At 38.2% G+C, this 25,948-nt stretch carries 26 protein-coding genes; 16 read left to right on the forward strand and 10 right to left on the reverse strand.

Features of this window, described 5'->3' with window-relative positions:
- Positions 1-10: 10 nt before the first annotated feature.
- Positions 11-1,219, reverse strand: coding sequence for an MFS transporter (locus D9K81_RS04595; RefSeq protein ID WP_120374003.1), 1,209 nt, complete (start codon positions 1,217-1,219; stop codon positions 11-13).
- A 2-nt stretch (positions 1,220-1,221) separates the two neighbouring features.
- Positions 1,222-1,656, reverse strand: a complete 435-nt coding sequence (locus D9K81_RS04600) for a MarR family transcriptional regulator (RefSeq protein ID WP_171406872.1) — start codon at positions 1,654-1,656, stop codon at positions 1,222-1,224.
- Positions 1,657-1,842: 186 nt separating this feature from the next.
- Here D9K81_RS04600 and D9K81_RS18390 point away from each other — a divergent pair, with 186 nt between their 5' ends.
- Positions 1,843-2,169 carry a T6SS immunity protein Tli4 family protein gene (locus D9K81_RS18390; protein WP_228199820.1) on the forward strand — a complete coding sequence of 109 codons (327 nt, stop codon included), beginning with the start codon at positions 1,843-1,845 and terminating at the stop codon, positions 2,167-2,169.
- A gap of 215 nt (positions 2,170-2,384) precedes the next feature.
- Here D9K81_RS18390 and D9K81_RS04610 read toward each other — a convergent pair whose 3' ends face one another.
- Positions 2,385-2,939, reverse strand: a complete 555-nt coding sequence (locus D9K81_RS04610) for a thermonuclease family protein (RefSeq protein WP_120374168.1) — start codon at positions 2,937-2,939, stop codon at positions 2,385-2,387.
- 230 nt (positions 2,940-3,169) lie between these two features.
- Positions 3,170-4,087, reverse strand: coding sequence for a LysR family transcriptional regulator (locus tag D9K81_RS04615; protein ID WP_120374005.1), 918 nt, complete (start codon positions 4,085-4,087; stop codon positions 3,170-3,172).
- Between the two features lie 93 nt (positions 4,088-4,180).
- Between D9K81_RS04615 and D9K81_RS04620 the strand changes: the two genes are divergently transcribed.
- The 8 genes from D9K81_RS04620 to D9K81_RS04655 all read left to right on the forward strand — a co-directional run bounded on the left by D9K81_RS04620 (position 4,181) and on the right by D9K81_RS04655 (position 11,383).
- Entirely contained in the window at positions 4,181-5,422 is a 1,242-nt protein-coding gene (locus D9K81_RS04620; RefSeq protein ID WP_120374006.1) for an acyl-CoA dehydrogenase family protein, read from the forward strand.
- Between the two features lie 110 nt (positions 5,423-5,532).
- Positions 5,533-6,654, forward strand: coding sequence for a phosphotransferase family protein (locus D9K81_RS04625; RefSeq protein WP_120374007.1), 1,122 nt, complete (start codon positions 5,533-5,535; stop codon positions 6,652-6,654).
- Positions 6,651-7,349, forward strand: a complete 699-nt coding sequence (locus D9K81_RS04630; protein ID WP_120374008.1) for a histidine phosphatase family protein — start codon at positions 6,651-6,653, stop codon at positions 7,347-7,349. Before D9K81_RS04625 ends, D9K81_RS04630 begins: the two co-directional genes overlap by 4 nt.
- Before the next feature lie 38 nt (positions 7,350-7,387).
- Positions 7,388-8,131, forward strand: coding sequence for an SDR family oxidoreductase (locus D9K81_RS04635; RefSeq protein WP_120374009.1), 744 nt, complete (start codon positions 7,388-7,390; stop codon positions 8,129-8,131).
- Positions 8,132-8,365: 234 nt separating this feature from the next.
- Positions 8,366-9,217: a bifunctional transcriptional activator/DNA repair enzyme AdaA gene (locus D9K81_RS04640; protein ID WP_120374010.1), complete on the forward strand. Its 852-nt coding sequence runs from the start codon at positions 8,366-8,368 to the stop codon at positions 9,215-9,217.
- Positions 9,214-9,876: an alpha-ketoglutarate-dependent dioxygenase AlkB family protein gene (locus tag D9K81_RS04645; protein WP_120374011.1), complete on the forward strand. Its 663-nt coding sequence runs from the start codon at positions 9,214-9,216 to the stop codon at positions 9,874-9,876. The genes D9K81_RS04640 and D9K81_RS04645 overlap by 4 nt, the downstream gene beginning before the upstream one ends.
- 165 nt (positions 9,877-10,041) lie before the next feature.
- Positions 10,042-10,752, forward strand: coding sequence for an SGNH/GDSL hydrolase family protein (locus tag D9K81_RS04650; RefSeq protein WP_120374012.1), 711 nt, complete (start codon positions 10,042-10,044; stop codon positions 10,750-10,752).
- A gap of 34 nt (positions 10,753-10,786) precedes the next feature.
- On the forward strand, positions 10,787-11,383 hold the full coding sequence (locus tag D9K81_RS04655; RefSeq protein WP_120374013.1) for a uracil-DNA glycosylase family protein: 597 nt from the start codon (positions 10,787-10,789) through the stop codon (positions 11,381-11,383).
- 107 nt (positions 11,384-11,490) lie between these two features.
- Here the strand turns inward: D9K81_RS04655 and D9K81_RS04660 are convergent, their stop codons facing one another.
- On the reverse strand, positions 11,491-11,973 hold the full coding sequence (locus tag D9K81_RS04660) for a pyridoxamine 5'-phosphate oxidase family protein (protein ID WP_171406882.1): 483 nt from the start codon (positions 11,971-11,973) through the stop codon (positions 11,491-11,493).
- Between the two features lie 140 nt (positions 11,974-12,113).
- Positions 12,114-12,977 carry a DMT family transporter gene (locus tag D9K81_RS04665; protein ID WP_120374169.1) on the reverse strand — a complete coding sequence of 288 codons (864 nt, stop codon included), beginning with the start codon at positions 12,975-12,977 and terminating at the stop codon, positions 12,114-12,116.
- Between the two features lie 207 nt (positions 12,978-13,184).
- Here D9K81_RS04665 and D9K81_RS04670 point away from each other — a divergent pair, with 207 nt between their 5' ends.
- Positions 13,185-14,576, forward strand: a complete 1,392-nt coding sequence (locus tag D9K81_RS04670; protein ID WP_120374015.1) for an aminotransferase-like domain-containing protein — start codon at positions 13,185-13,187, stop codon at positions 14,574-14,576.
- A gap of 7 nt (positions 14,577-14,583) precedes the next feature.
- Here the strand turns inward: D9K81_RS04670 and D9K81_RS04675 are convergent, their stop codons facing one another.
- Positions 14,584-15,021, reverse strand: a complete 438-nt coding sequence (locus D9K81_RS04675; RefSeq protein ID WP_120374016.1) for a hypothetical protein — start codon at positions 15,019-15,021, stop codon at positions 14,584-14,586.
- Positions 15,022-15,182: 161 nt separating this feature from the next.
- Here D9K81_RS04675 and D9K81_RS04680 point away from each other — a divergent pair, with 161 nt between their 5' ends.
- On the forward strand, positions 15,183-15,866 hold the full coding sequence (locus tag D9K81_RS04680) for a class I SAM-dependent methyltransferase (RefSeq protein WP_120374017.1): 684 nt from the start codon (positions 15,183-15,185) through the stop codon (positions 15,864-15,866).
- 47 nt (positions 15,867-15,913) lie between these two features.
- On the opposite strand, the gene D9K81_RS04685 is transcribed toward D9K81_RS04680, so the two are convergent.
- The gene (locus tag D9K81_RS04685; protein WP_198488403.1) at positions 15,914-17,467 is read right to left on the reverse strand and encodes a phospholipase D family protein; all 1,554 of its coding nucleotides are present in this window, start codon (positions 17,465-17,467) and stop codon (positions 15,914-15,916) included.
- A gap of 123 nt (positions 17,468-17,590) precedes the next feature.
- Between D9K81_RS04685 and D9K81_RS04690 the strand changes: the two genes are divergently transcribed.
- The 5 genes from D9K81_RS04690 to D9K81_RS04710 all read left to right on the forward strand — a co-directional run bounded on the left by D9K81_RS04690 (position 17,591) and on the right by D9K81_RS04710 (position 24,252).
- Positions 17,591-18,706, forward strand: coding sequence for an S-(hydroxymethyl)glutathione dehydrogenase/class III alcohol dehydrogenase (locus D9K81_RS04690; RefSeq protein WP_120374019.1), 1,116 nt, complete (start codon positions 17,591-17,593; stop codon positions 18,704-18,706).
- Between the two features lie 199 nt (positions 18,707-18,905).
- Entirely contained in the window at positions 18,906-19,922 is a 1,017-nt protein-coding gene (locus tag D9K81_RS04695; protein ID WP_120374020.1) for a flavin reductase family protein, read from the forward strand.
- Positions 19,923-19,944: 22 nt separating this feature from the next.
- Positions 19,945-21,099, forward strand: coding sequence for a fatty acid desaturase family protein (locus D9K81_RS04700; RefSeq protein WP_120374021.1), 1,155 nt, complete (start codon positions 19,945-19,947; stop codon positions 21,097-21,099).
- 630 nt (positions 21,100-21,729) lie between these two features.
- The gene (locus D9K81_RS04705; RefSeq protein WP_120374022.1) at positions 21,730-22,785 is read left to right on the forward strand and encodes a 3-deoxy-7-phosphoheptulonate synthase; all 1,056 of its coding nucleotides are present in this window, start codon (positions 21,730-21,732) and stop codon (positions 22,783-22,785) included.
- A gap of 279 nt (positions 22,786-23,064) precedes the next feature.
- Complete coding sequence (locus tag D9K81_RS04710) at positions 23,065-24,252, forward strand: PilT/PilU family type 4a pilus ATPase (protein WP_120374023.1); 1,188 nt, start codon at positions 23,065-23,067, stop codon at positions 24,250-24,252.
- A 166-nt stretch (positions 24,253-24,418) separates the two neighbouring features.
- On the opposite strand, the gene gcvH is transcribed toward D9K81_RS04710, so the two are convergent.
- Both gcvH and D9K81_RS04720 read right to left on the reverse strand, forming a co-directional pair.
- The gene (gcvH, locus tag D9K81_RS04715; RefSeq protein ID WP_120374024.1) at positions 24,419-24,793 is read right to left on the reverse strand and encodes a glycine cleavage system protein GcvH; all 375 of its coding nucleotides are present in this window, start codon (positions 24,791-24,793) and stop codon (positions 24,419-24,421) included.
- 84 nt (positions 24,794-24,877) lie between these two features.
- A complete protein-coding gene (locus D9K81_RS04720) occupies positions 24,878-25,906 on the reverse strand; it encodes an AraC family transcriptional regulator (RefSeq protein ID WP_120374025.1) in 1,029 nt (342 codons plus the stop codon).
- Positions 25,907-25,948 lie beyond the last annotated feature (42 nt).

The following is a 25,948-nucleotide window of genomic DNA, read 5'->3' on the forward strand; positions in this document are numbered from 1 at the left end:
CAAACATCATTTAAGCTGAAATAACTTGAGTACGCTGATGTCGACCATACACAAAATAATAAGCCACAATGCAGGCAAAGGCTGCATAAGCACTATATAGATAGAGCTGTGAATAGCCTAAGTGATCGAGTAATTTTCCAAGAAAGTACGGCCCAAAACCCAAACCAGCATCTAAGAAAATAAAGAAGGTAGAGGTTGCAAACCCCATCCGTTCAATACTACAACTTTTTACTGCAATGGTTTGGCAAATGGATTGGATATTGCCATAACCAAAGCCAAGTAAAGCCGCACAAAGGAGCAACATCCATGCACTGTGCGCAATGCTTAAAATAAATAGTGCACCGCCCATAATCATAAATGCAGGATACATAATTACATTTGCACCTTTACGATCCATCAGTGGACCAGTAATAGGACGTGAAATTAAAATAGCAATCGCATACATTAAAAAGAAGAAAGATGCAGCTTCGACTAAATTAATTTCCTTGGCATAAAAATTAATAAAAGATAGTACACCTGAATAACAGATAGATGCTAAAAGCATAATCATGGAAATGGGCAAGGCTTTAGGCTCAATAAAACGAGAAATAAAATTCTGCTGCTTATCTATTGCTTGGGCTTCATTCAATTTAGACACTTTAGCAGGCATGATATTGGCGACTTGAATAAATAAAGCAACCACTAAACAGCTTAGAGCAATTACGCTTGAAACAACAAAAATGGCATGATAACCAATATTTAGCATCATCCAAATCGCAAGGAAGGGGCCAATAGCTGTACCTAAAGTACTGCTCATACTGTAATAACCAATACCTTCACCACGGCGTGAAGCAGGCAATATTTGCGCTATGATTGTTCCTAATACGGACGATGCAATCCCCATCATAAAACCATGCATAAAGCGTACAAAAAGTAACATGCCAATGTCAAAACGAATAAAGTAGAGGCAGGAAAATAGTAAAAAGCCGAGTAAACCGACTAGCAATGTAATTTTTCGACCAAAACGTTCTAAAAACTGCCCAACGAGTAAGCGTCCGACTAAAGTACCTACAATAAATAGGCCCGAGACTAAACCTGCTTGAGCTGTACTTGCACCTAATTCTGTAACTGCATAACCAACAATAACCACGACTAACAGATAAAAAGTGAGAACCAATTGAAAGTTAATAGCGCTCACTAAAATAAAATTTTTGGTCCATAAGGGGGCTGAATTAGGCATGATCACTTCCCGAGGTTTTTTGTTGAGAGCTTATCAATCAGAATATTTAGCATTGCTGTGCTACGTAAAATGTCTTCACGGTCAAATTGTTGAATCATGCTATCTTCAAACTCATCGATGACAGCAGCACAGCTTTGATAAAGTGCAAGGCCTGAATCACTGAGTGCTAATTTCTTTTGGCGTTTGTCTTGGGTTTCTAGTTGTGTAAGAACACCCAATTGGCTCAATATTAGCGTGCGTTTGGTAATAGACGGTTTTGATACATTAAGGTAAGTTGCAATGTCTATGGATGTACAACTTTGTTTTTCATGTATAACAAACATGACTTGCCATAATGAATAATTCAGCTGGTAGGGCAATAAAAGGGTATTGATTTCGTCACAAATCATGCGTGATGAACGCAATAAAGAAGAGCGGAAACCTAAATGGGAATTCATTTTGGTTAACTAGGGTAACTAAATTAATGAAACTTTACGCCGATCAAGTTTAATATTCAAGCTTTAAATTAAGACTGTTTTATCTAAAATTAACTGTAGTGAACGTGCAGATTTTTAGGAGTGTTCAATCTCACAAGGCAGTGAATCGAGATTTTTAAATGCCCTTGCACTAGATCAAATAACAGTATCCCAAAAGAAAAAGGGGTTTGTATCGCCAATGGATTTATTCAAGATGATGGAAAAGAATACCGAAAAAGTAAAAATACTGTCCCTTTTGATTTATCTGGCTACCCATCAGTAAAAATGAGTTCAGAGGCAGAAGAATTGTTAAATCCTCAAGCCGACTTAATCACTACAATGAAAAGCAATCTCAAAGAACGTGGAATTTATAGTCTTACCACTATAAGCTTTAAAACTATCCGCAAGGGCAATAAAAATGAAACTGGCGGTGATCTACTCACAGGGCAAGAGTGGTTGTCACAAGCGCCTATGCAAGGTCAAAACGGTATATAGCGACCATGCTAGTACAGTTCAAAATGCGTTAGATCCAGCTATATAGCTTTATGTAGATAGTCGTTTTAATGGCAATAATATCAAAACTTCAAGTTTGCATGAAAAAGATACCATACAGCTTTACGAATTCATTCTAAATTCAATAAGAAAATTTTAGGAAATAAAATGTCTATAGATTCTATAGATAAAGTGATGAGGGCTAAAAAAGCCGAGCTTTATTTACTTTGCTTTCTATAAGTGCTTGGGCGCATGGCATTGGGATTTTTCCAAAGTCCTTTTTTCTGTTTTTTCGCTTGTTGTTGCAGTGCTAACCATTGCTGTTTTTGGCTTGGATTACGAATATATTCTTCATATACCCATGCGCCACCGAGCTTAACCAATTCTTGGTTAATGTTTTTACCATATCGACGGATAAATCCGACACAACGGCCATAGCGGTCAACATCGGTAATTTCAACGCGTACTAGCTTGCGGTACACCATTTTCTTAACCATTTGCTGTGACTCTTTACCAAAACTTTGTTTGGATTCAGGTGCATCAACATAGGCAAAACGCAATTTAGTTTCAGAGCGACGTAAGTTAAAGCGCGTGCAGGTGAGGGTATCACCATCACTCACATGTACGACACGGCACCAATAGCGTTTACCTTTTTTAAATGGCTTAAATAATTCTGTGAGAAACTGAGAAAGCTTACGAAGTAGATACAGCAGAATAAGACAAAGCAGCATGCCTAAAGCAATGAGCCAGCCTGAAGATAATTGAGAAAGCATCATAAATAGGAGATATACGCACTACAAATATAAAGAAAAACAGCGCTAAAACTGAGTTGAATTATAAATGAAAGTGCCAATTCATAATGCTTAATTATTCACCTAATAACAAATAAAACAATAGATTAGAAAATACTCACAATATCGAATAACGCTTTATTCAAATTACTTGTCACATGATAAATATTAAAATAGCCTAAGCAAATATGTGCTAACATCTAATAAATAGCCTAAGCAAAAATTTGAAAAATTTCATCAAGTAAAAAATTGTGCCGAGCATTCATTTCTAGATCTTTATGCCAAAAAATCCCTAGACTCATTAAAGGTAATTCAACAGGTACTTTAAAAACATTCAAAGATTCATGCATTTGTAAATGCGAAAGAATATTTTGTGGAATCGTTAAAACAGCTTGAGGCTGCATTTCTAAAATTTGTAGAGCAGTTGAATAATGCTGGCAACGTAAACGAATATTACGAGATAATCTTTTGCGGTTCAAAAAAATATCTTCAACTAAAGTACCTGTACGTCGAGAAGAAACACCAATATGTTCGGCCGATATATATTCATCTTTATTCATGCTTTTTTGTTGTGAGCAGGCAACAAAATGATCCTGTTGTAAGCAATGAAACTGAATTTTATCACCAAAATTTTGTTCTAAGTCAATTACAAAATCGACTTGTTGTGAGGCTAGATCTGCCACAATATTCTTACGGTCTAATTTAATACTAGAAAATTGAATATTAAAATGGCTTTGCTGAAAGTGGGCGACAAGCTTAGGAAAAATCAAAGGTTCAATTTCATCATGTACGGCGATTTTTAAAGTCTGTAATTGGCTTGAATCAAATTTTTGATTTTGGTGGGATATTTTTTGAATACTAAACAAAGCTTCTTTGATCTCAGGATAAATTTGCTCAGCAAAAGGCGTAGGTAGCATTTTACTGCCTGTCCGCACAAATAAATCGTCTTTTAAATGTGTTCGAAGTCGTTGCAAAGCATGACTTGCTGCAGATTGTGTAATGCAAATGAGCAGAGCTGCTTTAGAAATACTTTGTTGCTCATAAATCGCTATAAATAAAGGATATAAATTCATATCAATACGATGAAAAGAACTCATATCTATACTTTTTTTACTATGCATCATATTCATATTTTGCTATGGAATTAAATCATTTTATTCATAATAGAATTTGCGCTATGTTGTTGTAAAGCATTAAACATAATATTGAAAAGGGATCATGCCATGTTTGAACTATCAGCACGCGCACAAGACTATGTGGAAAGAACAAAAAGATTTATTCAAGAAGAGATTGAGCCCGTAGAAACTGAATTTTGGCATGAAGTTCATGAGCTAAACCAAGGTGGAGATTGGACCAAATGGCAATGGCCAGCACAACTTGAAGTACTTAAAAATAAGGCAAAAGTCGCTAATTTATGGAACATGTTTTTACCTTGTGAAAAATTAGGCCAAGGTTTATCTGTACAAGAATATGCACACATTGCAGAACTGTCTGGGCGTAGCTTAATTGCACCCATCGTATTTAATTGCAATGCGCCAGACAGTGGCAACATGGAATTAATTTGGCGTTATGGTACAGAAGCGCAAAAAGATCAGTGGCTGAAACCTTTGCTAGAGGGAAAAATCCGTTCAGTTTTTTGTATGACGGAACCTGCTGTGGCTTCAAGTGATGCCACAAATATGCAAGCAACGGCTGTGATTGATGGTGACGAAATTGTACTCAATGGGCGCAAATGGTGGTCGTCAGGTTTAGGTGATCCAAATGCCAAAATTATTATTTTTATGGCTCATACACCAGACGAAAGCAAAGACCGCCACCATCAACATTCAATGGTACTTGTACCAATTGATACTGCAGGTGTGAAAATCGAACGTATGTTGCCTGTATTGGGTGACTATGATGCACCGCATGGCCATGGTGAAGTGAGTTTTGATCATGTGCGTGTGCCTGTTGCTAACTTTATTGGTGGCGCAGGTCAGGGTTTTGAAATTGCGCAAGGTCGTTTAGGCCCAGGTCGTATACACCATTGTATGCGTTGTATTGGCGCTGCTGAAAAATCATTAGAGCTCATGATTGACCGTGGTATGAGCCGTACTGCTTTTGGTAAAGAGATTTTAAAACTCGGTGGTAATTTAGAACGCGTTGCAGAAGCACGTGTTGCAATTGATCAAGCACGTTTACTTACGCTGTATACAGCCTATAAAATGGACACTATGGGTAACATGGCCGCGCTTACAGAAATTTCTGCAATTAAAGTGGTTGCGCCAAGTGTATTAGAAAAAGTCGTCGATATGGCAATGCAGATTCATGGTGGTGCTGGTGTTTCACGTGATACACCACTCACAGCTTTCTTTGCTCAAGCGCGTTCATTGCGTTTAGCCGATGGGCCAGATGAAGTACATAAAGGTATGATTGCAAAATTAGAGTTGGCAAAACGTGGTTATAGTAGCCGACGAAAAAAATAATCAAATGAGAAGAAATGTTTATAACATGGCGCACATTACATAGACCATGTTATAAACAGATTGAAAATAAATTTTAAGCGTGTAATCGATTCAAAATTAGGAAGAAAATCATGTCAGTGATTGATGTAGGTGGTTCAGTTCGCGAGGGAGAAGAGCTGGATGTACGTGCCGTAGGCAATTGGCTGATTGAGCATGGTGCAGAAATTTCTGGTCCGGTGGAAGTAACTCAATATTCAGGTGGTGCTTCAAATTGGACGTACCGTTTAAAATATAGCAATGAAGACTTGATTTTACGTCGTCCGCCTAAAGGTACCAAAGCCAAATCAGCACACGACATGGCACGTGAATATCACGTACAAAGGGCTTTGTCTGAGTTTTATCCTGTATTGCCAGAAATGGTTGCACTGTGTCAGGACGAATCGATTATCGGTTGCGACTTCTACGTTATGAAGCGCGTTGAAGGTATTATTCCGCGTGCTAACTTACCCAAAGAACTAAACTTTGATGAAAGCCAAGTTCGTGAATTATGTATCAATGTGATAGATAAATTAATTGAACTACATCAAGTGCCGTATGAAGGCACAGATTTAGAAAAAATAGGCAAGGGCGACGGATACTGTCGCCGTCAAGTTGAAGGTTGGGACAAGCGTTACGACAAAGCAAAAACACTTAATGTTCCATCATTTAAATATGTACGTAATTGGCTTAAAGACAATATTCCAGCCGATTCTAAAACCTGCGTCATTCATAATGACTGGCGTTTTGATAATGTTATTTTAGATCCAAACAATCCAACCCAAGTGATTGGGGTACTCGATTGGGAAATGGCAACGCTGGGCGATCCATTGATGGATTTAGGTTCTGCTTTAGCATATTGGGTAGAAGCAGGTGATAATGCCATTTTTAAAGCGACGCGCCGTCAGCCGACTAACCTAAAAGGTATGTTTACTCGTAAAGAAGTGGTTGATTATTACTTGGAAAAAACTGGCTTACAAACTGAAAATTGGGCTTTTTACGAAGTATTCGGTATTTTCCGTTTGGCGGTTATCGCACAACAAATTTATTACCGCTATTATCATAAGCAAACCAATAATCCAGCATTTAAGGATTTTTGGGTCGTCATACATGCCTTACATATTCGTGCATTAAAGTTGATTGGCATGCAAAAAATTGAAGCCAATGACGTGGCACAAAAATATATTGAAAAAATGAAGGATATTTTAGGCAAATGACCACGATTTATTTAGTCCGTCACGGGCAAGCTTCATTTGGTGCAGAAAGCTATGACAAGCTTTCACCCAATGGTGAGCAACAAGCCATTGTGCTTGGGCATTATTTTAATGATATTTTAAAAGAAGCCCCATTAGTAGTTGCAGCTTCAATGCAACGTCATCAACAGACGGCACATCTGTGTTTAGATGAAAGTTTCCCTGAAAGTGAGATCATCACGGATTCAGCTTGGAACGAATTTAATCATCAACAAGTATTTTCACGCTACGAGCCCCGCTTTAATGAACCTCATTTGCTTAAAGCCGATGTAGTCAAGCATGCAAATCCACGTGCGTATTTATCTAAAATTTTTGAAGGTGCTATTGAGCGCTGGACAGGCGGAGATTTTCATCATGATTATGATGAGTCATGGCCAGATTTTAAAAATCGTGTAGAAACGGCATTGGCTAATTTATGTGGTCAGTTGGCAGAGTCTAAACCACGTTATGCTGTGGTCTTTACCTCAGGTGGTGTCATTTCAGTGGCTGTAGGTAAAATTTTAGGTCTAAGCCCTGAAAAAACCTTCGCACTGAATTGGGCAATTGCCAATGCGAGTATGACTACCTTACGCTTAGTGGGTAATGAACCACAGCTATTGAGTTTAAATGAACATCATTTTATTAAAACAGTAGACTCAAACTTACTGACTTGGATTTAAGCACTCATGTCAGAGATATAATAATTTAGGGAATGATCATGGCAAAAACAATTTTAATTACAGGTGCAAGTTCAGGAATTGGTGCAGGTATGGCACGTGAATTTGCACAAAAGGGCTACAACCTTGCAATTTGCGCACGTCGCTTAGAGCGTTTAGAAACATTAAAGCAAGAATTAGAAAGCCAATATGGCATTCAAGTGATTGCTAAAACGCTTGATGTAACCAACTATGATCAAGTATTTGAAGTGTTTCGCGCATTTAAAGCGGATTTTGGTAGCATTGACCGTGTGATTGTGAATGCTGGTGTTGGCGATGGCCGTCGTATTGGTAAAGGTAATTTCGATATTAACCGTGCAACGGTAGAAACCAACTTCATTTCTGCATTGGCGCAATGTGAAGCGGCGGTTGAAATTTTTCGTGCACAAAATTCAGGGCACTTGGTGGTGATCTCTTCAATGAGTGCGATGCGTGGTATGCCTAAACATTTAACTGCATACGGCGCAAGTAAGGCAGGTGTAGCGGCTTTGGCTGAAGGAATTCGTGCTGAGCTAATTAATACTCCAATTAAAGTCACTACGATTTTTCCTGGTTATATTCGTACAGAAATTAATGAAGGTGCGAAAAAATTACCTTTTGAAGTGGATGAAAAAACAGGTTCACGTTTATTGGCAGCTGAAATTGAAAAAGCACCTGTTAAAGCTTATGTGCCAAAATGGCCATGGCTACCACTAGGTTTAGCAATGAAAGTTTTACCTTTGAAAATTGTCAACAAACTTGGTTAAACGCCTTAGCCATCAAGCTTAAAATAAAAAGTACCCATAGAGGTGCTTTTTTTATGTATGCACCGATAAATCATAGATAATGAAAGTGTAGGCTACGCTTAAAATTAATATTGACGTATATGCCTGCCTTAAACTCAAAAACTCAATTCGTCATAGAAACACAAGATTCAGATTTTTTCTTTAGACAGAATATGTTCTGATGCCAATATAAGGCGAGTGAAAGAGACAAATGCGATGAATGATGAAAATTCTGCACAAACGATTCAATATGACCGTATTGCAGACGCGATTAACTATATCCATCAAAATTTTAGAGAGCAACCAAGTTTAGAGCAGATTGCCACTGCTGTGCATGTTAGTCCAATTCATTTTCAAAAACAGTTTAAACAATGGGTTGGCGTGAGCCCAAAAAAATTCTTGCAATATATTAGTGTAGAGCATGCAAAGTCTGTCTTGCATCAGCATTCTTTAACAGGCGCTGTATATGACACAGGACTCTCTAGCCCAAGTCGTTTGCATGATTTGTTTATTCAGATTGAAGGTATGACACCTGCTGAGTATAAAAACCAAGGGCAAAACTTAGTCATTCATTATCAATTTTCTGCGACCCCTTTTGGTGAAATCATTATTGCATCGACACATAAAGGCGTGTGTTGGATGGCATTTGAATCTGATCAAAATTTTGCATTATTAGAACTTCAGCAGGCATTTCCAAAGGCCACATTCATTGCGCAATCAGATCAATTTCAACAGGATGCTTTGGGTATTTTTAGCCAAGATCAGAGTTTGGCTCAAATTAAATTACATTTAAAAGGCACGGCATTTCAGTTAAAAGTATGGGCCAGTTTACTCAAAATTCCGATGGGTCAACTAAGTACCTATGGCAATATTGCACAGCAGATCCAACAACCGACAGCAAGTCGAGCTGTGGGTACAGCGATTGGTCGTAATCCGATTGCATTTTTAATTCCATGCCATCGAGTAATCCGTGCTACAGGTATTATGGGGGAATACCGTTGGGGCGCGTCGCGTAAAACAGCAATCATTGGCTGGGAAGGGGTAAAAACCCATGAATCGATAACATGAAAAGCTTAAATACAGGCCAGCAGGCAGAATTTAATTTTGACTCATACCGCACAGCTGAACCCCATTCTAATTTATTGCCTTATGATGGATACGTTGAATACTTAGGTGAAGTTTTAAGTACTGAATATGCAGATGCGTATTTTAGAGTTTTATTGAATGAGATTGATTGGCAACACGATCAAGCCATGATTTTTGGCCGACGCATACAAACGAAACGTAAAGTTGCTTGGTACGGCGATGCTGAATATTCTTATACTTATTCTGGTATAGAGAAAAAAGCGCTCCCTTGGACAGATGTGCTGTTAGAACTTAAAGCAATTGTAGAGGCACAAAGTGGCGAACGTTTTAATTCATGTCTATTAAATTTATATCATAATGGCAGTGAAGGTATGGCTTGGCACAGCGATGCCGAAAAAGACCTTAAACAACACGGTACTATTGCATCGCTTAGTTTAGGGGAAAGTCGACGTTTTTTATTTAAGCATAAATTGAGCCATGAAAAAGTAGAAATACAATTAGCGCATGGGAGCTTACTTTTAATGAAAGGGACGACACAAAGTCATTGGCTCCATCATTTACCGACCACCAAACGTAGCATAGGTGCAAGAATTAATTTAACTTTTCGTTGTATTGAACACACACCCAAGCCTCAGTTTTGAAAGACTTAATTCGGCTTTGTTCCACAAGGATTCACAAGCTAGAGTGCTCAAAGCTTCATTTGTATTTCAGGCTGAACTAGATAAATATCTAAAGTATAAATAGACACTTATGCCATAATAGATGTCAATAATTTAAGCATCCACACTTTTGTATAGGCCGGTATTATGTTCTTACGCGTAGCCACTTTAGCTTTGCTCCCAGCCATTGTAGTACAAGGTCTAAAGGTTAAAAAAAATACACCACGGTTACCTGAAGCCACGGGCGAACGCCAAGGTCAGCAAGGGACTGGCCCAAAATTATCACTGTTAATTGTGGGTGACTCAGCTGCTGCAGGTGTGGGCGTTGAAACCCAGCAAGACGCTTTATTAGGTGCAATTTTACACATATTAGAAAAGCACTTTAGCGTGAACTGGTGTTTGCATGCTAAATCTGGTGATAACAGCAGTAAAATAATGCAGAACATAGAAAAGTTGCAAAATGCGCCTTATGATGTGGTGATTACATCTGTTGGGGTAAACGATGTAACTCAATTTATGGGTGCAAAGCAGTGGATCGCTAAACAGAAGCAACTGTATGCATTGATTGAATCAAAATTTAGCCCTAAATTGATGATCGTCACAGGTGTGCCACCGATGAATGAATTTCCTGCACTTCCAAATCCACTCGGCTGGCTCTTTGGACAATATGCTGCACAAATGAATCAAAAACTCAAAGCGTGGGTTCAGCTACACCCTAATATGCAGTTAATTGAATATGATTTAGCACAATATAGAGCCCTCAATTTGAGTATGGCTGAAGACGGTTTTCACCCCAGCAAAGAGGTGTATCAAATTTGGGGTTCTCAGGTTGCAGAGAAAATCTTTCAGGCCATTTAAAATAACAACTTTCTATAGGATATTTATCTAATTTATGTCTGATTCTGAACATTGTATTGAAACTCACCCACTGGAACCTTTTTTGCCTAAAAATGCAAAATTGCTCATGCTTGGTAGTTTTCCACCACCTAAGAATCGATGGAAAATGGATTTTTACTATCCAAACTTTCAAAATGATATGTGGAAAATATTTGGGCTATGCTTTTTTCAAGATAAAAACTATTTTTTAAATACAGCGGATAAAACTTTTAAAGAACAGCAGATTCGTGATTTTTTAATCCATACAGGCATTGCTATTTTTGATACGGCGTATCAAGTGATTCGTTTAAAAGGCAATGCATCGGATAAATTTTTACAAATCCATCAAGCATCGAACATTCAAAACATGTTGGAGCAGATGCCCAATTGCCAAAATATTATGACCACAGGCGATAAAGCGACAGATACTTTAATGCTGTCTATGCCTGAAGGAACTGACAAACCGCAAATTGGACAAGCAGTTGAGACATTTTTTGCAGATCGGACTGTTAGGCTATACAGAATGCCGTCATCTTCCAGAGCTTATCCATTAGCACTGGAAAAAAAGGCAGAAGCGTATAGACAATTATTTAAAGATGTTGGCTTTATTTGAACTATAGCAAAAATGAGTCGAATCAAGATTATTTAAATAACAACTATTTGAAATAAACTTATTAATCGTAAGTTTTAAACTGAGTTCTTAACTGAATGATGGTTTTGTCAGGGCATCATGTGAGGATATTCAACCCATTTATAAGTGTGCACTTGAAACTCACGGATTTGATTAAAATCATTCCAAATGAGCTGAGCTCCTTTGGTCCATTTCAACATGCGGATACGTTGCTGCACTAAATTTAGTTCTTCATCAGTTGCTAATCTTTTCTCGCCAATAGTCACGTACAAACGTACACCTGGGTAGTCTGAAAATTGACCTTTCAGCAACGAACTTAGCCAAAACAGTTTGCCACTGTTAATTGCTTGTATGCAAGCTTGTGGATGAAGTACTAAGTTTTGTTCCAGAGTTTCAGAATACGTATCAAAGAAAAAGCCAGAGTAGTCTTTTTCATGCAAAAATATCGTACCAATGGGTGTAATACTGGGTTGCATATTTACATCAACAGTAGCAATGGAACAATGCATCGCAACGCGTTGAGCATGTGAAACAACGGTTTTTATTTGGTGCCAAGTTTGAGCATTCATAATTTTTTCCTTTTTTATTATTTTGGTTAATTATTTTGTGTTTGATTTTAATTTATCAAAAATTTAAAACAGTTTATTGACTGAACAAAGCAATTGCATTGGTCAGTCATGCTATTGTTTTTTATATAAATTAACGATGCATTTTAAGCATGTTTTTTTGCCATCACCACACAGCCCATAACGGCTAAAGATATGACGATCATCAAAAGACTAATTTGCTCATTCAACAGAAATGCACAAAGCATTAATCCAATAAACGGTTGAATCAGCTGAATTTGGCCAATTTTAGCAATTCCACCTAAAGCCAAGCCTTTATACCAAAAGAAAAAACCAATCAGCATGCTAAAAATAGAGACGTATGCCAACCCCAGATAGGCCGATGTAGGAATCTGTTGAAAACTGCTGGGTAAATACAACCAACAAATCGGAAGCATGAGTGGAAGAGCAATAATGAGTGCCCAACAGATGACCTGCCATCCTCCCACGGTTCGAGAGAGCACGCCACCTTCGGCGTAGCCTAAACCACACAGCAATACTGCGATAATCATATAAAGATCACTGCGTGAAACGCCGTATGTACCAGATTGCCATAGCATGAAGAAAGTCACTAAAGCGCTCCCAATGCCTGCGTATAACCAAAATGAAGACTTAGGCATTTCCTTTGCACGAATTACTGCAAAAAATGCAGTTGCTAAGGGAAGTAATGCTACAAAAATGAGTGAATTTGCTGCGGTCTGCGTTTGTAAAGCTAATGCAGTGAATAATGGAAAACCAATGACAACGCCAGCAGACACAATACATAAAGATTTAAGTTGCTTTAGGGACGGTTTAGGCTGTTTAAGCAAACACAATAAAATGAATGCCAAAATTGCTGCTATACAGGCACGTGCCCCAGTTAAAAACTCAGGACTAAAACCTTCTACAGCAACCCGAGTTGCAGGCATAGACCCTGCAAAAATAGCGACACCGATAAAGCCGTGCAACCATCCTGTTTGCAGGTGTTTAATTTTAATTTGCATGTTTGCCTTGCTTCTTTTAAGCCAAAGTAGATCAGCAAAATTTAATTGATTAGATTGAGATAAAACACATACAGTCCAGTACAATTTAAAGTAACTGTTATGCCATAAAGACCCATACAATTTGCATTGAAGCGCGTGTTTTTATAGATTTAGCACAATGAACGAATATTAAAAATTCAAGGCTGGAAAAGGAATATGACAAAAATTGAGTGGGCAATGCAGCAAATTACTACGCTGATTGATCAAAAAATACTGCTTGAAGGAAGCCGTGTGCCTTCCGTACGTCAATTTGCCAACCAGCTAGATTGTTCAGTTTCAACCATTGTGGAAGCCTATGCGAGGCTGGTGAGCCAAGGCGTATTAGAGTCTCGTGTTGGGGCTGGCTATTATATTTGTAAAAGTTCGGCCACACATACACTAATGGCTGAGCAGGCGATTGAATATAGCCGAGAAGTAGACCCATTGTGGATTTCACGCCAATCCCTAGATGCACATGACAATATGCTGAAACCTGGCTGTGGCTGGCTTCCTAAAGAATGGCTACCCGAGCAAACAATTCGTAAAGCACTCAAACATGTTGCTAAATCGGAAAATCATTTTTTATTGGATTATTCTACGCCACATGGACATGCTGATTTAAGGCGTTATATCGCACGTAAACGTGAAGCTTACGATGTGCATTTAAATCTACAGCAGATTTTAATCACTGATTCTGCGACCCATTCTATTAATTTGATTTTTAGGAATTTATTGCAAGCTGGTGACACGATCATTATTGATGACCCTTGCTACTTTAATTTTAGAGCCTTGGCTAAGGCACATGGGCTACATTGCATTGCAGTACCTTTTGGTCAGCATGGCCCAGAGATAGACACATTCAAGCAAGCATTACAGTTTCACCCTAAACTCTATTTAACCAATTCAGGTATTCATAATCCAACGGGTGCAACGCTATCTATACAAACAGCTTTTGAGATCGCTAAATTGGCTGAACAAAATAGCTTAATGATTGTTGAGGATGACATTTTTGCAGAACTGGAATATTTTCATGCGCCGCGCTATTTAACCTTATTGGGTCTAAAACAGGTAATACAGATCGGTAGTTTTACCAAAACGCTATCTGCTGCTGTACGCTGTGGTTACATCATCGCGCAAGAAAATATGATTGATCAGCTTATTGATTTGAACATTGCGACACATTTTAATACCAGCCATTTAAATGCCGAAATTATTTACCAAAGTGTGATGGATAGTAGCTATGCTCGACATATTGAATGGATTAAGAAACAATTGCAAAAACACATGACAGCCACTGTGAAACAATTGGCATTCTTGGATATCCATCCCGTATCGATGCCCAAGGCAGGGATTTTTCTATGGTGTCAGTTGCCTGCGCATATTGATGCTGCGGAATTGTCTAAACGCTGTTTGGCCAGCGGTATTATACTTGCTCCCGGCAATTCTTTTAGCCAAGCCAAAAATGCACGTCAATTTATGCGTTTTAATGTGGCGCAGTGCATCGAGAAAAAAGTTTACGATGTTTTGGCAACATGCCTAAAAGAACAAGAAATAGGTCAAGCTGTTTAATACATTATTAGCCGTCATATTCAACATAATCCCATAGATTTAAACGGGCTTTAATGTCTTTACGAATGTTGGGCATCATAGGCAGTAAAGTACCGTCAATCCAGAGGCTGAGTGCTTGAGCAGACAATTGCTGTTCATCCGCATCAATCAACTGTGCACCTTTCACTAACACCAGTGTTTCACTTGAAGCCGCTGTTTCAATACCTTTAAACAACACTTGCAGTTCATAACCTGTGTCTTGAATGAGCCATTCCAATTCAATCTGAATATTTTGGCTCGACTTTAAAACAGCTTGGCCTTCGATCAGCTCATTATCAGATAGGCAATCATGCTCAACACGAACTTTCGAGAGCATCCATTCTTGCTTTTCTAAGTCGTTTAAAGTCTTATTCGGCGTTAAAATGTCACTTAAATTAAACTGGCGACTTAAATCAAAAAATTGCATAGCAGGGAGAAGCGCAATAATTGCGGGTACTGGAAAAATACAATTTTAAAGCAATGCAATATAGCTGTAAAACAATTGCATAGACTGATCTTTATTTTGTATAAAGAATAAACATTTAAATATCAGTCAGCATTCAATGGCCATGAGGAAGGTGTTCAGTCGTGAAAGATGTTTTAAGCCCTATAGACCTGAGAAATGAAGCCGATGCTGTACAATGGACCAATGAAGTCAATATAAAACGCCCGTGGCGTTACGAAATATTTGAAGATTATGCTTTTTATATTCGCCAGCATGCGCCTAAAGGGCATATTCTTGAACTCGGATCAGGGCCAGGTTATCTTGCGACGCATTTACTAAAACATTGCCCGAATATTCATTATACAGTCTTTGATTTCTCAGAAGCCATGCATACTTTGGCAAAAGCAAAACTGTCTGCTGTAGAACTTAAACGAATCCAATTTATAACTGGAGATTTTAAAGAAGAACGTTGGGAAAATACATTGCTGAATATTTTAGGGCAACAGCAAAATAGATCCTGCAATATAGAAACAGATTCTATCCAAAAATCTCTAAGTGGTTTTGACATTATCATTATCCATCAAGCCTTACATGAACTCCGTCATAAACATCATGCGGTTCAATTTCATCAAGTCATCAAAAAGCTTATGCATAAACAGAGCAGTTATTTTGTATGCGACCATATTTTTGCGCCTGATGCGATGCAAAATAATGAGCTTTATATGTCTATTGATGAGCATCAGAATGCTTTGAAACAAGCAGGATTTCAGTATATTTCATTCATAAAAAATTTAAATGGCTTGGCTTTGTTTAGAGCACAGCTGTGAATATGCAGTTTTTATCAAATTAAGTTAAATTTGCCATTCATTTGTAATTACATTAACCATTCAATAGGCAAGTAAGATACCCATTTCATACTCAATCTTTGTAATGTGGTTGTTTCAGGTTCGTGTTTCCATTCTTTAATGGAACCATCATTTTTTTGTTCTAACCAAATTAAATTATTGTTTTGATCGAGTTTGACTTCATAGGCAATATGCGGAAGATAATGATCTAAAGAAGCTGAAATTTCGTTTTGCAGTTGTTCGGACTCAACAACTAAACCAACTTCAGTATTCAAATTTGCTGAACGTGGATCAAAATTAAATGAACCAATAAACACCATTCCATCAATATCAAAGAACTTTGCATGTAAGCTCGATGCATTTTTACCTTTGGCTGGAATAATATTACCTGTCATCACTTCATACCATGTACGTTTATTACGCTCGATATAGGGTTTAAATTCATACATTTTTACGCCATTTTTGAGTAAATCTTGACGGTATTTTTGGTAAAAAGAGTGCACGATGGCCACATCATTGGCCGCTAAAGAATTAGTCAACACCCGAACTTTTACCTTGTTCTGCGCTAAAGCACTTAAATAGTCTGTTCCTTTTTGTGTTGGTACAAAATAGGCCGATACCAATTCCATATTCTGTTTGGGAATGCCCATTGACTGTTGAATTTGCTTATAGATCAGTTGCTGACCTTGAGCTTCTCCACGAATTTTATTTGGGTTATCTGCGATAAAGTGGGCAGGTGCCCATCGAATTTGTTTTTGTTCTAAATTCTTCGATAGGATCTTTTGTGCATATTCAATTCTATTTTCCACATTATTTTTATGAACAGCATCAAGTTCATAAAGACGTCTTAATTCACGCAAATCTTCTGTAGAACTTTCTCCTAAAAGCTGTGGTACGCCGTAACTTAGATCATCGTTCCAAAATTGTTGAAAAACGGTATTGGCTTCTTGTACGGCGGTACCATAAAACAAAATATCTAAGTCGGTAAACTGAAAATTTTCACTCGCATCGAAGTATTCACGACTAATATTGCGACCACCTGTTACTGCAATAGCACCATCGGCTATAATTAATTTATTGTGCATACGGTGATTAACATGCTTTAAGCGGAAGGCATAGTCAATCGCACGAAAATGACGATATTTATAAGGGTTAAATATCTTAATCGAAAAATTAGGATGTAATGCCAGTACTTTTAGCGTGTCATCTAGCTGAGTACCATTTTGATCATCAATTAATAAGCGAACTTTTACCCCACGATCTGCTGCTCTTAATAATTCTTGCAGCATCATATGGCCAATAAAATCATCTTTCCAAATATAGTATTGCAAATCAATATGATTTTTAGCGTTTCGAATGAGATGTATTCGAGAGGCAATACTCATAAAAGCATCATCTAATGGTAAAAATGCAGTTTGCCCTTTTGATAGTGCCACAGCGCTATTTTCATCATTGAACCAATGTGTTGATGCAACAGAAATCGGTTTATCTTTTGCCGATTGATTCATAGGTAAACTACACCCCGCTAATGGTAACAGCATGATGGAAAGTGTAATGGGCTTTAGCATTAAGCATTTATACATAAATGATTTATTTCGCTATAAATTTTATGATCAGAATATCATCATGTTAAAGGTTGCTTCTGTGAATAAAAAGCGGTTACTGTAGCTCATCTGTTAATTTAGCCTCTACAGGAAGTTATCCTTATGAAATCACGTGCTGCTGTTGCATTTGGGCCAGGTCAACCTTTACAAATTGTGGAAATTGATGTTGCACCGCCTCAAGCTGGTGAAGTATTGGTTAAAATTAGTCATACAGGCGTCTGCCATACAGACGCTTTTACTTTGTCTGGTGATGATCCAGAAGGCGTTTTTCCTGCCGTTTTAGGTCATGAAGGCGCTGGTGTTGTTGTGCAGGTGGGTGAAGGTGTAACTAGTGTTCAACCGGGTGATCATGTGATTCCACTTTATACAGCAGAGTGCGGTGAATGCTTATTCTGTAAATCGGGTAAAACCAACCTATGCGTTGCTGTACGTGCAACTCAAGGTAAGGGTTTAATGCCAGACGGTACAACTCGTTTCTCTTATAATGGTCAACCAATTTACCATTATATGGGCTGTTCAACCTTCTCTGAATATACGGTTGTTGCTGAAGTATCTTTGGCAAAAATTAATCCAGAAGCAAATCATGAGCATGTTTGTCTACTGGGTTGTGGCGTAACCACAGGTTTAGGTGCAGTTAAAAATACAGCCAAAGTGCAAGAAGGCGACACAGTTGCTGTATTTGGTTTAGGTGGTATTGGTCTTGCTGTGGTACAAGGCGCTAAAAAGGCGAAAGCGGGCCGTATTATTGCAGTAGATACCAATCCAGAAAAATTCAAACTGGCTGAAGAGTTCGGTGCAACGGATTTTGTAAATCCAAAAGAGCACGATCGTCCTGTACAAGAAGTGATTGTAGAAATGACAGGCTGGGGCGTAGATCATTCATTTGAATGTATTGGCAATACCAATGTAATGCGTTCTGCACTTGAATGTGCACACCGTGGCTGGGGTCAATCGATTATTATTGGTGTGGCGGGCGCGGGTCAAGAAATCTCAACGCGCCCATTCCAATTGGTGACTGGCCGTTCTTGGAAAGGAACTGCTTTTGGTGGCGTAAAAGGTCGTTCACAATTGCCAGGTATGGTAGAAGAAGCAATGACTGGTGACATTCAACTTGAGCCATTTGTGACCCATACCATGGGCCTAGATAAAATTAACGAAGCATTTGATTTAATGCACGAAGGGAAATCTATTCGTTCAGTAGTTAATTTTGCAGAATAAGCTTAAATCTTAGTAATTTAGTCAAAATTAAAAACCAAGCTTCGGCTTGGTTTTTTATCTAAATTGTTAGACAAAAATAATAAAATGAGTGAAAAAGACCTGATTTGACCTGAAATGACATAGTCCAATTTTTCGAACAACTATATTGTATCCAGCAATAAAAGAACAAATGTATATTAATAATATTACAGGGGGCAATATGAACACAGCAGTCTATACACCTGAATGGGTTCGCGAAGATTTTGTTGACTTTGTTGCAGAAAAATTTCATCCAACATGGGCATGGAAAAAGGTCAAAGCGGAGCTTGTTTCAAAGCGTACTTTAAGTCCAAATTTTCATGAGTTTATATTGCGCCCAAACCATAATTTTGATGCCACTCAATTTCAGGCAGGACAGTCGCTTTTAGTCACCGTTGTGGTAAAAGGCGTACGTCAGCAAAGAAGTTATAGCATTATTCATATTGATGAATATGGCATTCATATTGCGGTAAAACAACAAGGCTTAGTTTCAAATGCTTTGGCTGCACTACCTATTCATTCAGTGATTGAGCTTTCACAAGTTCAAGGTGAATTTACTTTAAATACGCAAACTACACAGCCTTTGCTATTCATCGCATCGGGAAGTGGCATTACTGCTATTTATTCATTACTTAAGCAAGCACTAAAGCAGAATCAATCCATTGAGATGATCTACTTTAGCCGTGATTGTGCTTATCATCATGAAATTGAAAGCCTGCATCAACAGTTTGATCACTTTAGCTATCATTTGGTTGATACCAGCAAAACTAAATTGCATTTTAGTGAAGAATTACTTAAGCACATGGTGCCAGATTATGAAAACCGTGCCTGCTATGCATGTGGCGCTTCAGGCATGATGCAAGATTTACATGCACTTTATGAATCACGTGAATTACAAAACCAGCTGAAAACTGAATATTTTCAGTTAAGCATCGATCCAACCTTAGATGCACAACCAGTGACTTTTGCACGGGCTCAGCAAACTTTTATGGCGGATGCAAGCTTGCTAGAAAGTGCAGAAAAAGCGGGCTTAAAACCTGCACATGGCTGTCGTATTGGCATCTGTAATACTTGTTCATGTACTAAAGTTCAAGGTGCTGTACGTAATGTGTTAACTGGAGAAATTGACCAAGGCAATAACACACAAATTAAATTGTGTATTTCTCAGGCCGTCAGTCCAGTTGTCATTAACTTATAATGCATTAAGGGGAGTAATAAAAATGAATAAACCCGTATTTTTTAATGAAAATAGTAAGTCTCACTATTTAAGCACAGAGCAAGTTGAAGAATTTGGTGCAAAAGTTGAGGCCATCCGTCGTGAAGTGATGGAAAGCCTCAATGAGAAAGATGCGCAATATATCTATAAAATTCGTAACTTTGTTCGTTACAGCGAAATTGCATCTCGTGGCATGCTCATGTTTGCAGGCTGGGTACCGCCAGTATGGCTAGTAGGTACAGGGTTATTGGGTATTTCTAAAATCGTTGAGAATATGGAACTGGGCCATAACGTCATGCACGGTCAATTTGATTGGCTGAATGATCCAAGTTTAAATGGTGTCAATTATGATTGGGATACCATGTCCACTGGTGATGATTGGAAATACACACATAACTACGTGCACCATACCTATACCAATATTGTCGGTATGGATCATGACGTTGGCTATGGACTGATTCGAGTCAGTGATTCGCAAAAATGGGAACCCCGTTTTTTGTTTAATATTCCACTTGCAATTCAACTGATGGTGTTTTTTGAATGGTATGTAGGGATCCAACGCTTACATTTAGAAGATGTGATTGCGTATAAAACCAAAACTTGGGCTCAAGTTTGGGAAGAAGCAGCAGACGTGCGTAAAAAAATGAAACGCCAAATTCTAAAAGATTATGTATTTTTCCCACTCATTGCAGGGCCTAATGCACTTCCAGTATTTGCAGGTAATGCAGTAGCCAATGTGATTCGTAGCTTATGGGCATCTGCGGTTATTTTTAATGGACATTTCACTGAAGATGCTGAAACTTTTGAAATGGATAATACAGATAATGAAACACGTGCTGAGTGGTATTTACGCCAAATCCGTGGTTCTAGCAATTTTACGGGCACGCAGTGGTTGCATATCTTAAGTGGCAACTTAAGCCATCAGATTGAGCATCATTTATTTCCAGATATGCCAGCCAATCGTTATGCAGAAGTCGCACCAAAAATTAAAGCTTTATGCGCTGAGTACGGTATTCACTACAACGAAGCCAGCTTTATGAAGCAGTTTGCAAGTGTGTGGGTGCGTTTAGCAAAATGCTCACTTCCAAATGATTGGAAGGCTGAAGCAAAACATTATGCAGGTAAAGCCAAAGCGCGTTTGCAAAATTTATTTGGTTAAATCTAAACGCTGGATAAGCTGAAATGATATAGAAAGGCATCAATTCAAAGTGCTTGGGTTGATGCTTTTTTTAGGCTAAATATATAGAAAGGTATGGGGGCTAAGATGAATATGGGTTTTCATGCATCTAGAATGGTTTGGAAAATCATCTAAATCTTGAAAATACGAGCTGAAGTATAAATAGTGCCTAAATATGCGTTTGTGCAATAAATAGTGTAAATATTTAGCAATAATTTTACATAAAGCTATTGTCAAAGCATTGAATACAGCGTATTTTGATTTTCAGACAGATACCTTTTGATGAAATCAAGATGTTAAAGCAACCATTAATCTCAAACGCTTACTATTATTTTTGGCAATTTAGATAATTGCCTGAACGCGTTCGGGCACGGAAAATGGTTGCCCACCAAGTTTATACCTGATCGGCAACCCTGATCAGGTTTTTTTATATCTCGATTTTTTATAACACTTTTGGAAGATTCGCCATGATGACATTTAACTATTCATATTTTAGCAGCTCATATTGGTTTTACTTTAGTCAGTTTATGACACTCAGCCAGCAATCCATTAGACCCATAACGCTCAAATAAAAGATCGGACTGTTTTGTACACAGTCCATAGGAAAGACCAATGAACGCTTTAAATATCACATTAGAAAAAACTGTTACAACAGAAACGGCATTAAGTTTACCGCACCAGCTCAAAGCACAATTACCACTGAGTGCGACATTAGCTACTCAAATTGTGGCACAGCGCCAAACAATACAAAATATACTAGAAGGCAAAGATCACCGTTTAATGGTCATTACTGGCCCATGTTCAATTCATGATCCTGTTGCAGCACTCGAATACGCAGAAAAACTTAAAAAAATTCAGGCACAGGTTCAAGACCAAATCTTCCTTGTAATGCGTGCATACATAGAAAAACCACGTACTACAGTGGGCTGGAAAGGTTTTCTCTATGATCCAAATTTAGATAATTCTTCAGATATGCAGCTAGGTCTGCAAAAATCGCGTGAACTTTACCTCCAAATTATAGAGATGGGTTTACCTATTGCATCTGAAATTTTAAGTCCGATGGCGACAGCTTATTTTGATGATTTATTGGCATGGGGTGCAATTGGCGCACGTACCAGTGAATCGCAAATTCACCGTGAAATTTCAAGCCATCAGCCTTACAGTATTGGCTTCAAAAATGGCACAGATGGTTCTATTCAAATTGCTTTAGATGCCATTCAATCTGCATCAAATCCACATCAATTCATGGGATTGAGCCAGTCTGGCTTGCCAAGTATTATTGCGTCACAGGGTAATCCTAAGGCACATTTAATCTTACGTGGTTCAAATACTGGCCCAAATTATGCTTTGGATGAAATTGAAAAAATCCAAGCGAAAATTAAAACTGAAATGCCTGCTTTAGTAATTGATTGTAGTCATGGTAACAGCCGAAAAGACCCGATGCTACAACCTGAAGTATTACGTACGATTGTATTGGAGCGTCAGTTAAGCAATGTGCGCGGTGTGATGTTAGAAAGCTTCTTGGTTGATGGTGCACAGAAAATTTCTGACCAGATGACGTATGGTCAATCTGTGACAGATGGTTGCTTGGGTTGGACTAAAACTGATCAACTTTTAAATGAAGTTGCAGCGCAATTACGCACGCAAAGCTTAAAACGTAGTGCTTAATTGAGATCAATACTAAGATTTATGACTGTTTTAAATGGCCATGTGTAGAACTTGGCCATTTTTTATGTTGTTTAAAAAATTATCATAAAACGTAAAAATTCAAAATTTTTCATATAAACATGAATCACTACACATTTTTTATAAGAAAATGTTTTAAAATTAGATGCTTATAATTGAGTGTGATGTAAAAAGCATGCACAATTATCCAATTAAAAATAATCATGAAGTAGGTCTTACTTTTTATAGACCTATTGCTGTTCAATTTTGGGGAAATCCACTATGTACTCAGCTGAGTTGCTTGAAGAAGCACGTCGCTTAATGTTCCACATGCTAACCAAAGTTGTTGAGTACGGGGGATCTGACTTATTTATTACGGCGGATTTTCCACCAAGTATTAAGCATCAAGGTTTAATGAAACCTTTTGGTCAACAAGCCTTAACACCAGACAAAACCAAGCTTTTTGCCTATAGCTTAATGAATGAAAAGCAACGCAAAGAATTTGATGCAGAACTTGAATGTAACTTCGCAATTAGCGTTCCAGAAGTTTCGCGTTTCCGTGTGAATGTCTTTCAGCAGCAATTGCACGTTGGGATGGTGATTCGTACCATTACCAATGAAATTCCAACTTTTACACAGCTAAAGCTACCAGAATCACTTAAGCATGTGATTATGGAAAAACGTGGATTAGTACTGGTTGTGGGTGGTACTGGTTCTGGTAAATCGACATCTTTGGCAGCAATGATTGACCATCGAAATGAAAATTCAGCAGGTCATATTATTACGGTTGAAGATCCTGTTGAATATGTACATAAACATAAGAAATCGATGATTACTCACCGTGAAGTGGGGGTGGATTGTCATTCTTGGCATAACGCCTTGAAAAATACCTTACGCCAAGCACCTGACGTTATTTTAATTGGTGAGATTCGCGACACGGAAACTATGGAACATGCAATTGCTTTTGCTGAAACAGGGCATTTATGTTTAGGTACTTTACATGCCAATAATGCCAACCAAACACTCGATCGTATTATCAACTTCTTCCCAGAAGAACGTCGAAATCAGTTGCTTATGGATTTGTCTTCTAATATGAAGGCGATTATTTCGCAGCGCTTAATTCGTACTGAAGATGGTAAAGGGCGCCGTGCTGCTGTTGAAATTATGTTGAACACGCCTTTAATTTCGGACTTGATTTTAAAAGGTGAATTCCATGAGCTAAAAGGCATTATGGCAAGGTCACGTGAACTTGGTATGCAGACGTTCGATCAGGCATTATTTGATTTGTATAATGAAGGTGCAATTTCTTATGATGAAGCACTTAGAAATGCCGATTCGACCAATGAGCTACGTTTGCAAATTAAGCTCAAAAGTAGCCGTGCAAATCCAGCATTAGAATCAACTTCTAGCTTTAGTATGCTGAGTGAAAGCAAAGAAGAAGAGTCTTTAGAAGATGAGCAAGCGTCTTAATCGACTGTAATTTTTATATTAAGCATTACTCAAAAGGCACGACGAAAATCGTGCTTTTATTCTTTCTAGGGTATTTATTGGATAAACTTTTATTTTTAACTATTACACAGAAAATAAAATCAGCCAGATGGCTGATTTTATAAGGTTTCGAATTTAAAAAATCAAATTAAAGACCTGCTTCATAATCCGCACTACTAAGTAAAGCTTCAATATCTGCCATATTGTCTGGTTTGATTTTATAAATCCAACCTTTGTCATAAGGTGAATCATTGACAAAATCAGGATCATCTTCTAAATCTGGGTTAACTTCTACAACAGTACCCGTGATAGGTGCATGAATATCAGATGCCGTTTTTACCGACTCAACCACGCCCGCTTGTTCACCAGCAATAATTTTTTGACCTACTTCAGGCGCTTCAACATAAACTAAATCACCTAATGCGTCTTGCGCGTGGTCTGAAATACCCGTTACAACAAGATCACCTTCAATACGCACCCATTCGTGTGTACGTGCATATTTTAGTTCTGAAGGATGATTCATGGATAACTCCTTAAAGCTGTGAAAGTCATTTTTGCATGTTTATACATGCTTTTAGTTAAAAAAAAAAGCCATAATCAGTCAGAATTATAAATAAGGGTCTTTACGCCAGTTACTTGGGCTACGGCCACTCCAACGCTTAAAGGCACGACTAAAATTTGCAACGTCGCTATAGCCAAGCTCATCTGCGATTTGCTCTAAGGTAAAGTCAGTACGAGACAACAAAGATGTGGCATGACGATAGCGAACTTCATCCACTAAGGTCGAAAATGAAGTGCCTTCAGCAGCTAATTGGCGTTTTAGCGTTCGATCCGACATAAATAAGCGTTCAGCAACGGCTTCAATACTTAAATAATGTTGCTCTGAATTGGTTAAAATATCACGTACGCGCATAGCAATTCGATGGCGCTCACCTAAAGCAGAAAGTTCAGCCTCACATTGATTAATCGCAATTTGGCTGGCGATTGGATCAGCATTCACCAGCTTATTCGTTAAATAACTTTTGTTAAAACTCAGGAGCAGATGAGGTTGATCGAAACGGAAGGTATGATTTGGATACTTAGCCATGAAGCGTTCAAAACCTTCAGGTTGTGGAAAATCAAAATCAATTTCCCCCGCAGAATCCTCTACGCCTGTAATGGCTTTACCCATGCTAATGAGGCCAAACATGAGTGCAATTGAGATTTCTGAACGTATTGGCTCAAGCTCAATATCGGTTTGTAATTGTATGGTGGCTTTGTTGCCAAAGGTAGAAAAAAATAACTGTAAAAACGGTAAACGTAGTTGTATAAAACGATTTGCCAATATGAGGGCATCGGTAATACTTTCTGCAGTCATAATGGCATAGCCAATAAAACCATGAATTGAGATACGCATTTGATTGCCGAGGTGATAACCCAATGTTGGTTCACCAGTTAATCGTAAGGCATGTTGAATCAATTGATTGGCAACAGCTGTGGGAATGCGATAATCAGGATCTGCAAGTTGTTCGCTATTGAGGTCAAATGGCGAAAATAGGGTTTGGTCATTGTAACCCCAGCGAGAAACAACATCTAAAAGAAGTAAGCCATAAACACCTGGTATACCTTGATCTTGACGTGTGGCGTTTGTTTTCATGCGCGATCCATTGCAATCATTTTATATTTTTATATTCGGACT

The sequence above is a fragment of the Acinetobacter chengduensis genome, assembly GCF_003664645.1.
Classification (GTDB): Bacteria; Pseudomonadota; Gammaproteobacteria; order Pseudomonadales; family Moraxellaceae; genus Acinetobacter; species Acinetobacter chengduensis.

Coding starts and splice junctions, on each gene's coding strand:
- D9K81_RS04620 (WP_120374006.1), top strand. CDS start 4,181: ATGTTTGAACTATCAGCACGCGCACAAGACTATGTGGAAAGAACAAAA.
- D9K81_RS04655 (WP_120374013.1), top strand. CDS start 10,787: ATGTCTGATTCTGAACATTGTATTGAAACTCACCCACTGGAACCTTTT.
- D9K81_RS04650 (WP_120374012.1), top strand. CDS start 10,042: ATGTTCTTACGCGTAGCCACTTTAGCTTTGCTCCCAGCCATTGTAGTA.
- D9K81_RS04710 (WP_120374023.1), top strand. CDS start 23,065: ATGTACTCAGCTGAGTTGCTTGAAGAAGCACGTCGCTTAATGTTCCAC.
- D9K81_RS04690 (WP_120374019.1), top strand. CDS start 17,591: ATGAAATCACGTGCTGCTGTTGCATTTGGGCCAGGTCAACCTTTACAA.
- D9K81_RS04615 (WP_120374005.1), bottom strand. CDS start 4,087: ATGAATATGATGCATAGTAAAAAAAGTATAGATATGAGTTCTTTTCAT.
- D9K81_RS04625 (WP_120374007.1), top strand. CDS start 5,533: ATGTCAGTGATTGATGTAGGTGGTTCAGTTCGCGAGGGAGAAGAGCTG.
- D9K81_RS04600 (WP_171406872.1), bottom strand. CDS start 1,656: ATGAATTCCCATTTAGGTTTCCGCTCTTCTTTATTGCGTTCATCACGC.
- D9K81_RS04630 (WP_120374008.1), top strand. CDS start 6,651: ATGACCACGATTTATTTAGTCCGTCACGGGCAAGCTTCATTTGGTGCA.
- D9K81_RS04635 (WP_120374009.1), top strand. CDS start 7,388: ATGGCAAAAACAATTTTAATTACAGGTGCAAGTTCAGGAATTGGTGCA.
- D9K81_RS04595 (WP_120374003.1), bottom strand. CDS start 1,219: ATGCCTAATTCAGCCCCCTTATGGACCAAAAATTTTATTTTAGTGAGC.
- gcvH (WP_120374024.1), bottom strand. CDS start 24,793: ATGAATCATCCTTCAGAACTAAAATATGCACGTACACACGAATGGGTG.
- D9K81_RS04640 (WP_120374010.1), top strand. CDS start 8,366: ATGAATGATGAAAATTCTGCACAAACGATTCAATATGACCGTATTGCA.
- D9K81_RS04670 (WP_120374015.1), top strand. CDS start 13,185: ATGACAAAAATTGAGTGGGCAATGCAGCAAATTACTACGCTGATTGAT.
- D9K81_RS04645 (WP_120374011.1), top strand. CDS start 9,214: ATGAAAAGCTTAAATACAGGCCAGCAGGCAGAATTTAATTTTGACTCA.
- D9K81_RS04695 (WP_120374020.1), top strand. CDS start 18,906: ATGAACACAGCAGTCTATACACCTGAATGGGTTCGCGAAGATTTTGTT.
- D9K81_RS04685 (WP_198488403.1), bottom strand. CDS start 17,467: ATGTATAAATGCTTAATGCTAAAGCCCATTACACTTTCCATCATGCTG.
- D9K81_RS04610 (WP_120374168.1), bottom strand. CDS start 2,939: ATGCTTTCTCAATTATCTTCAGGCTGGCTCATTGCTTTAGGCATGCTG.
- D9K81_RS04720 (WP_120374025.1), bottom strand. CDS start 25,906: ATGAAAACAAACGCCACACGTCAAGATCAAGGTATACCAGGTGTTTAT.
- D9K81_RS04700 (WP_120374021.1), top strand. CDS start 19,945: ATGAATAAACCCGTATTTTTTAATGAAAATAGTAAGTCTCACTATTTA.
- D9K81_RS04705 (WP_120374022.1), top strand. CDS start 21,730: ATGAACGCTTTAAATATCACATTAGAAAAAACTGTTACAACAGAAACG.
- D9K81_RS04675 (WP_120374016.1), bottom strand. CDS start 15,021: ATGCAATTTTTTGATTTAAGTCGCCAGTTTAATTTAAGTGACATTTTA.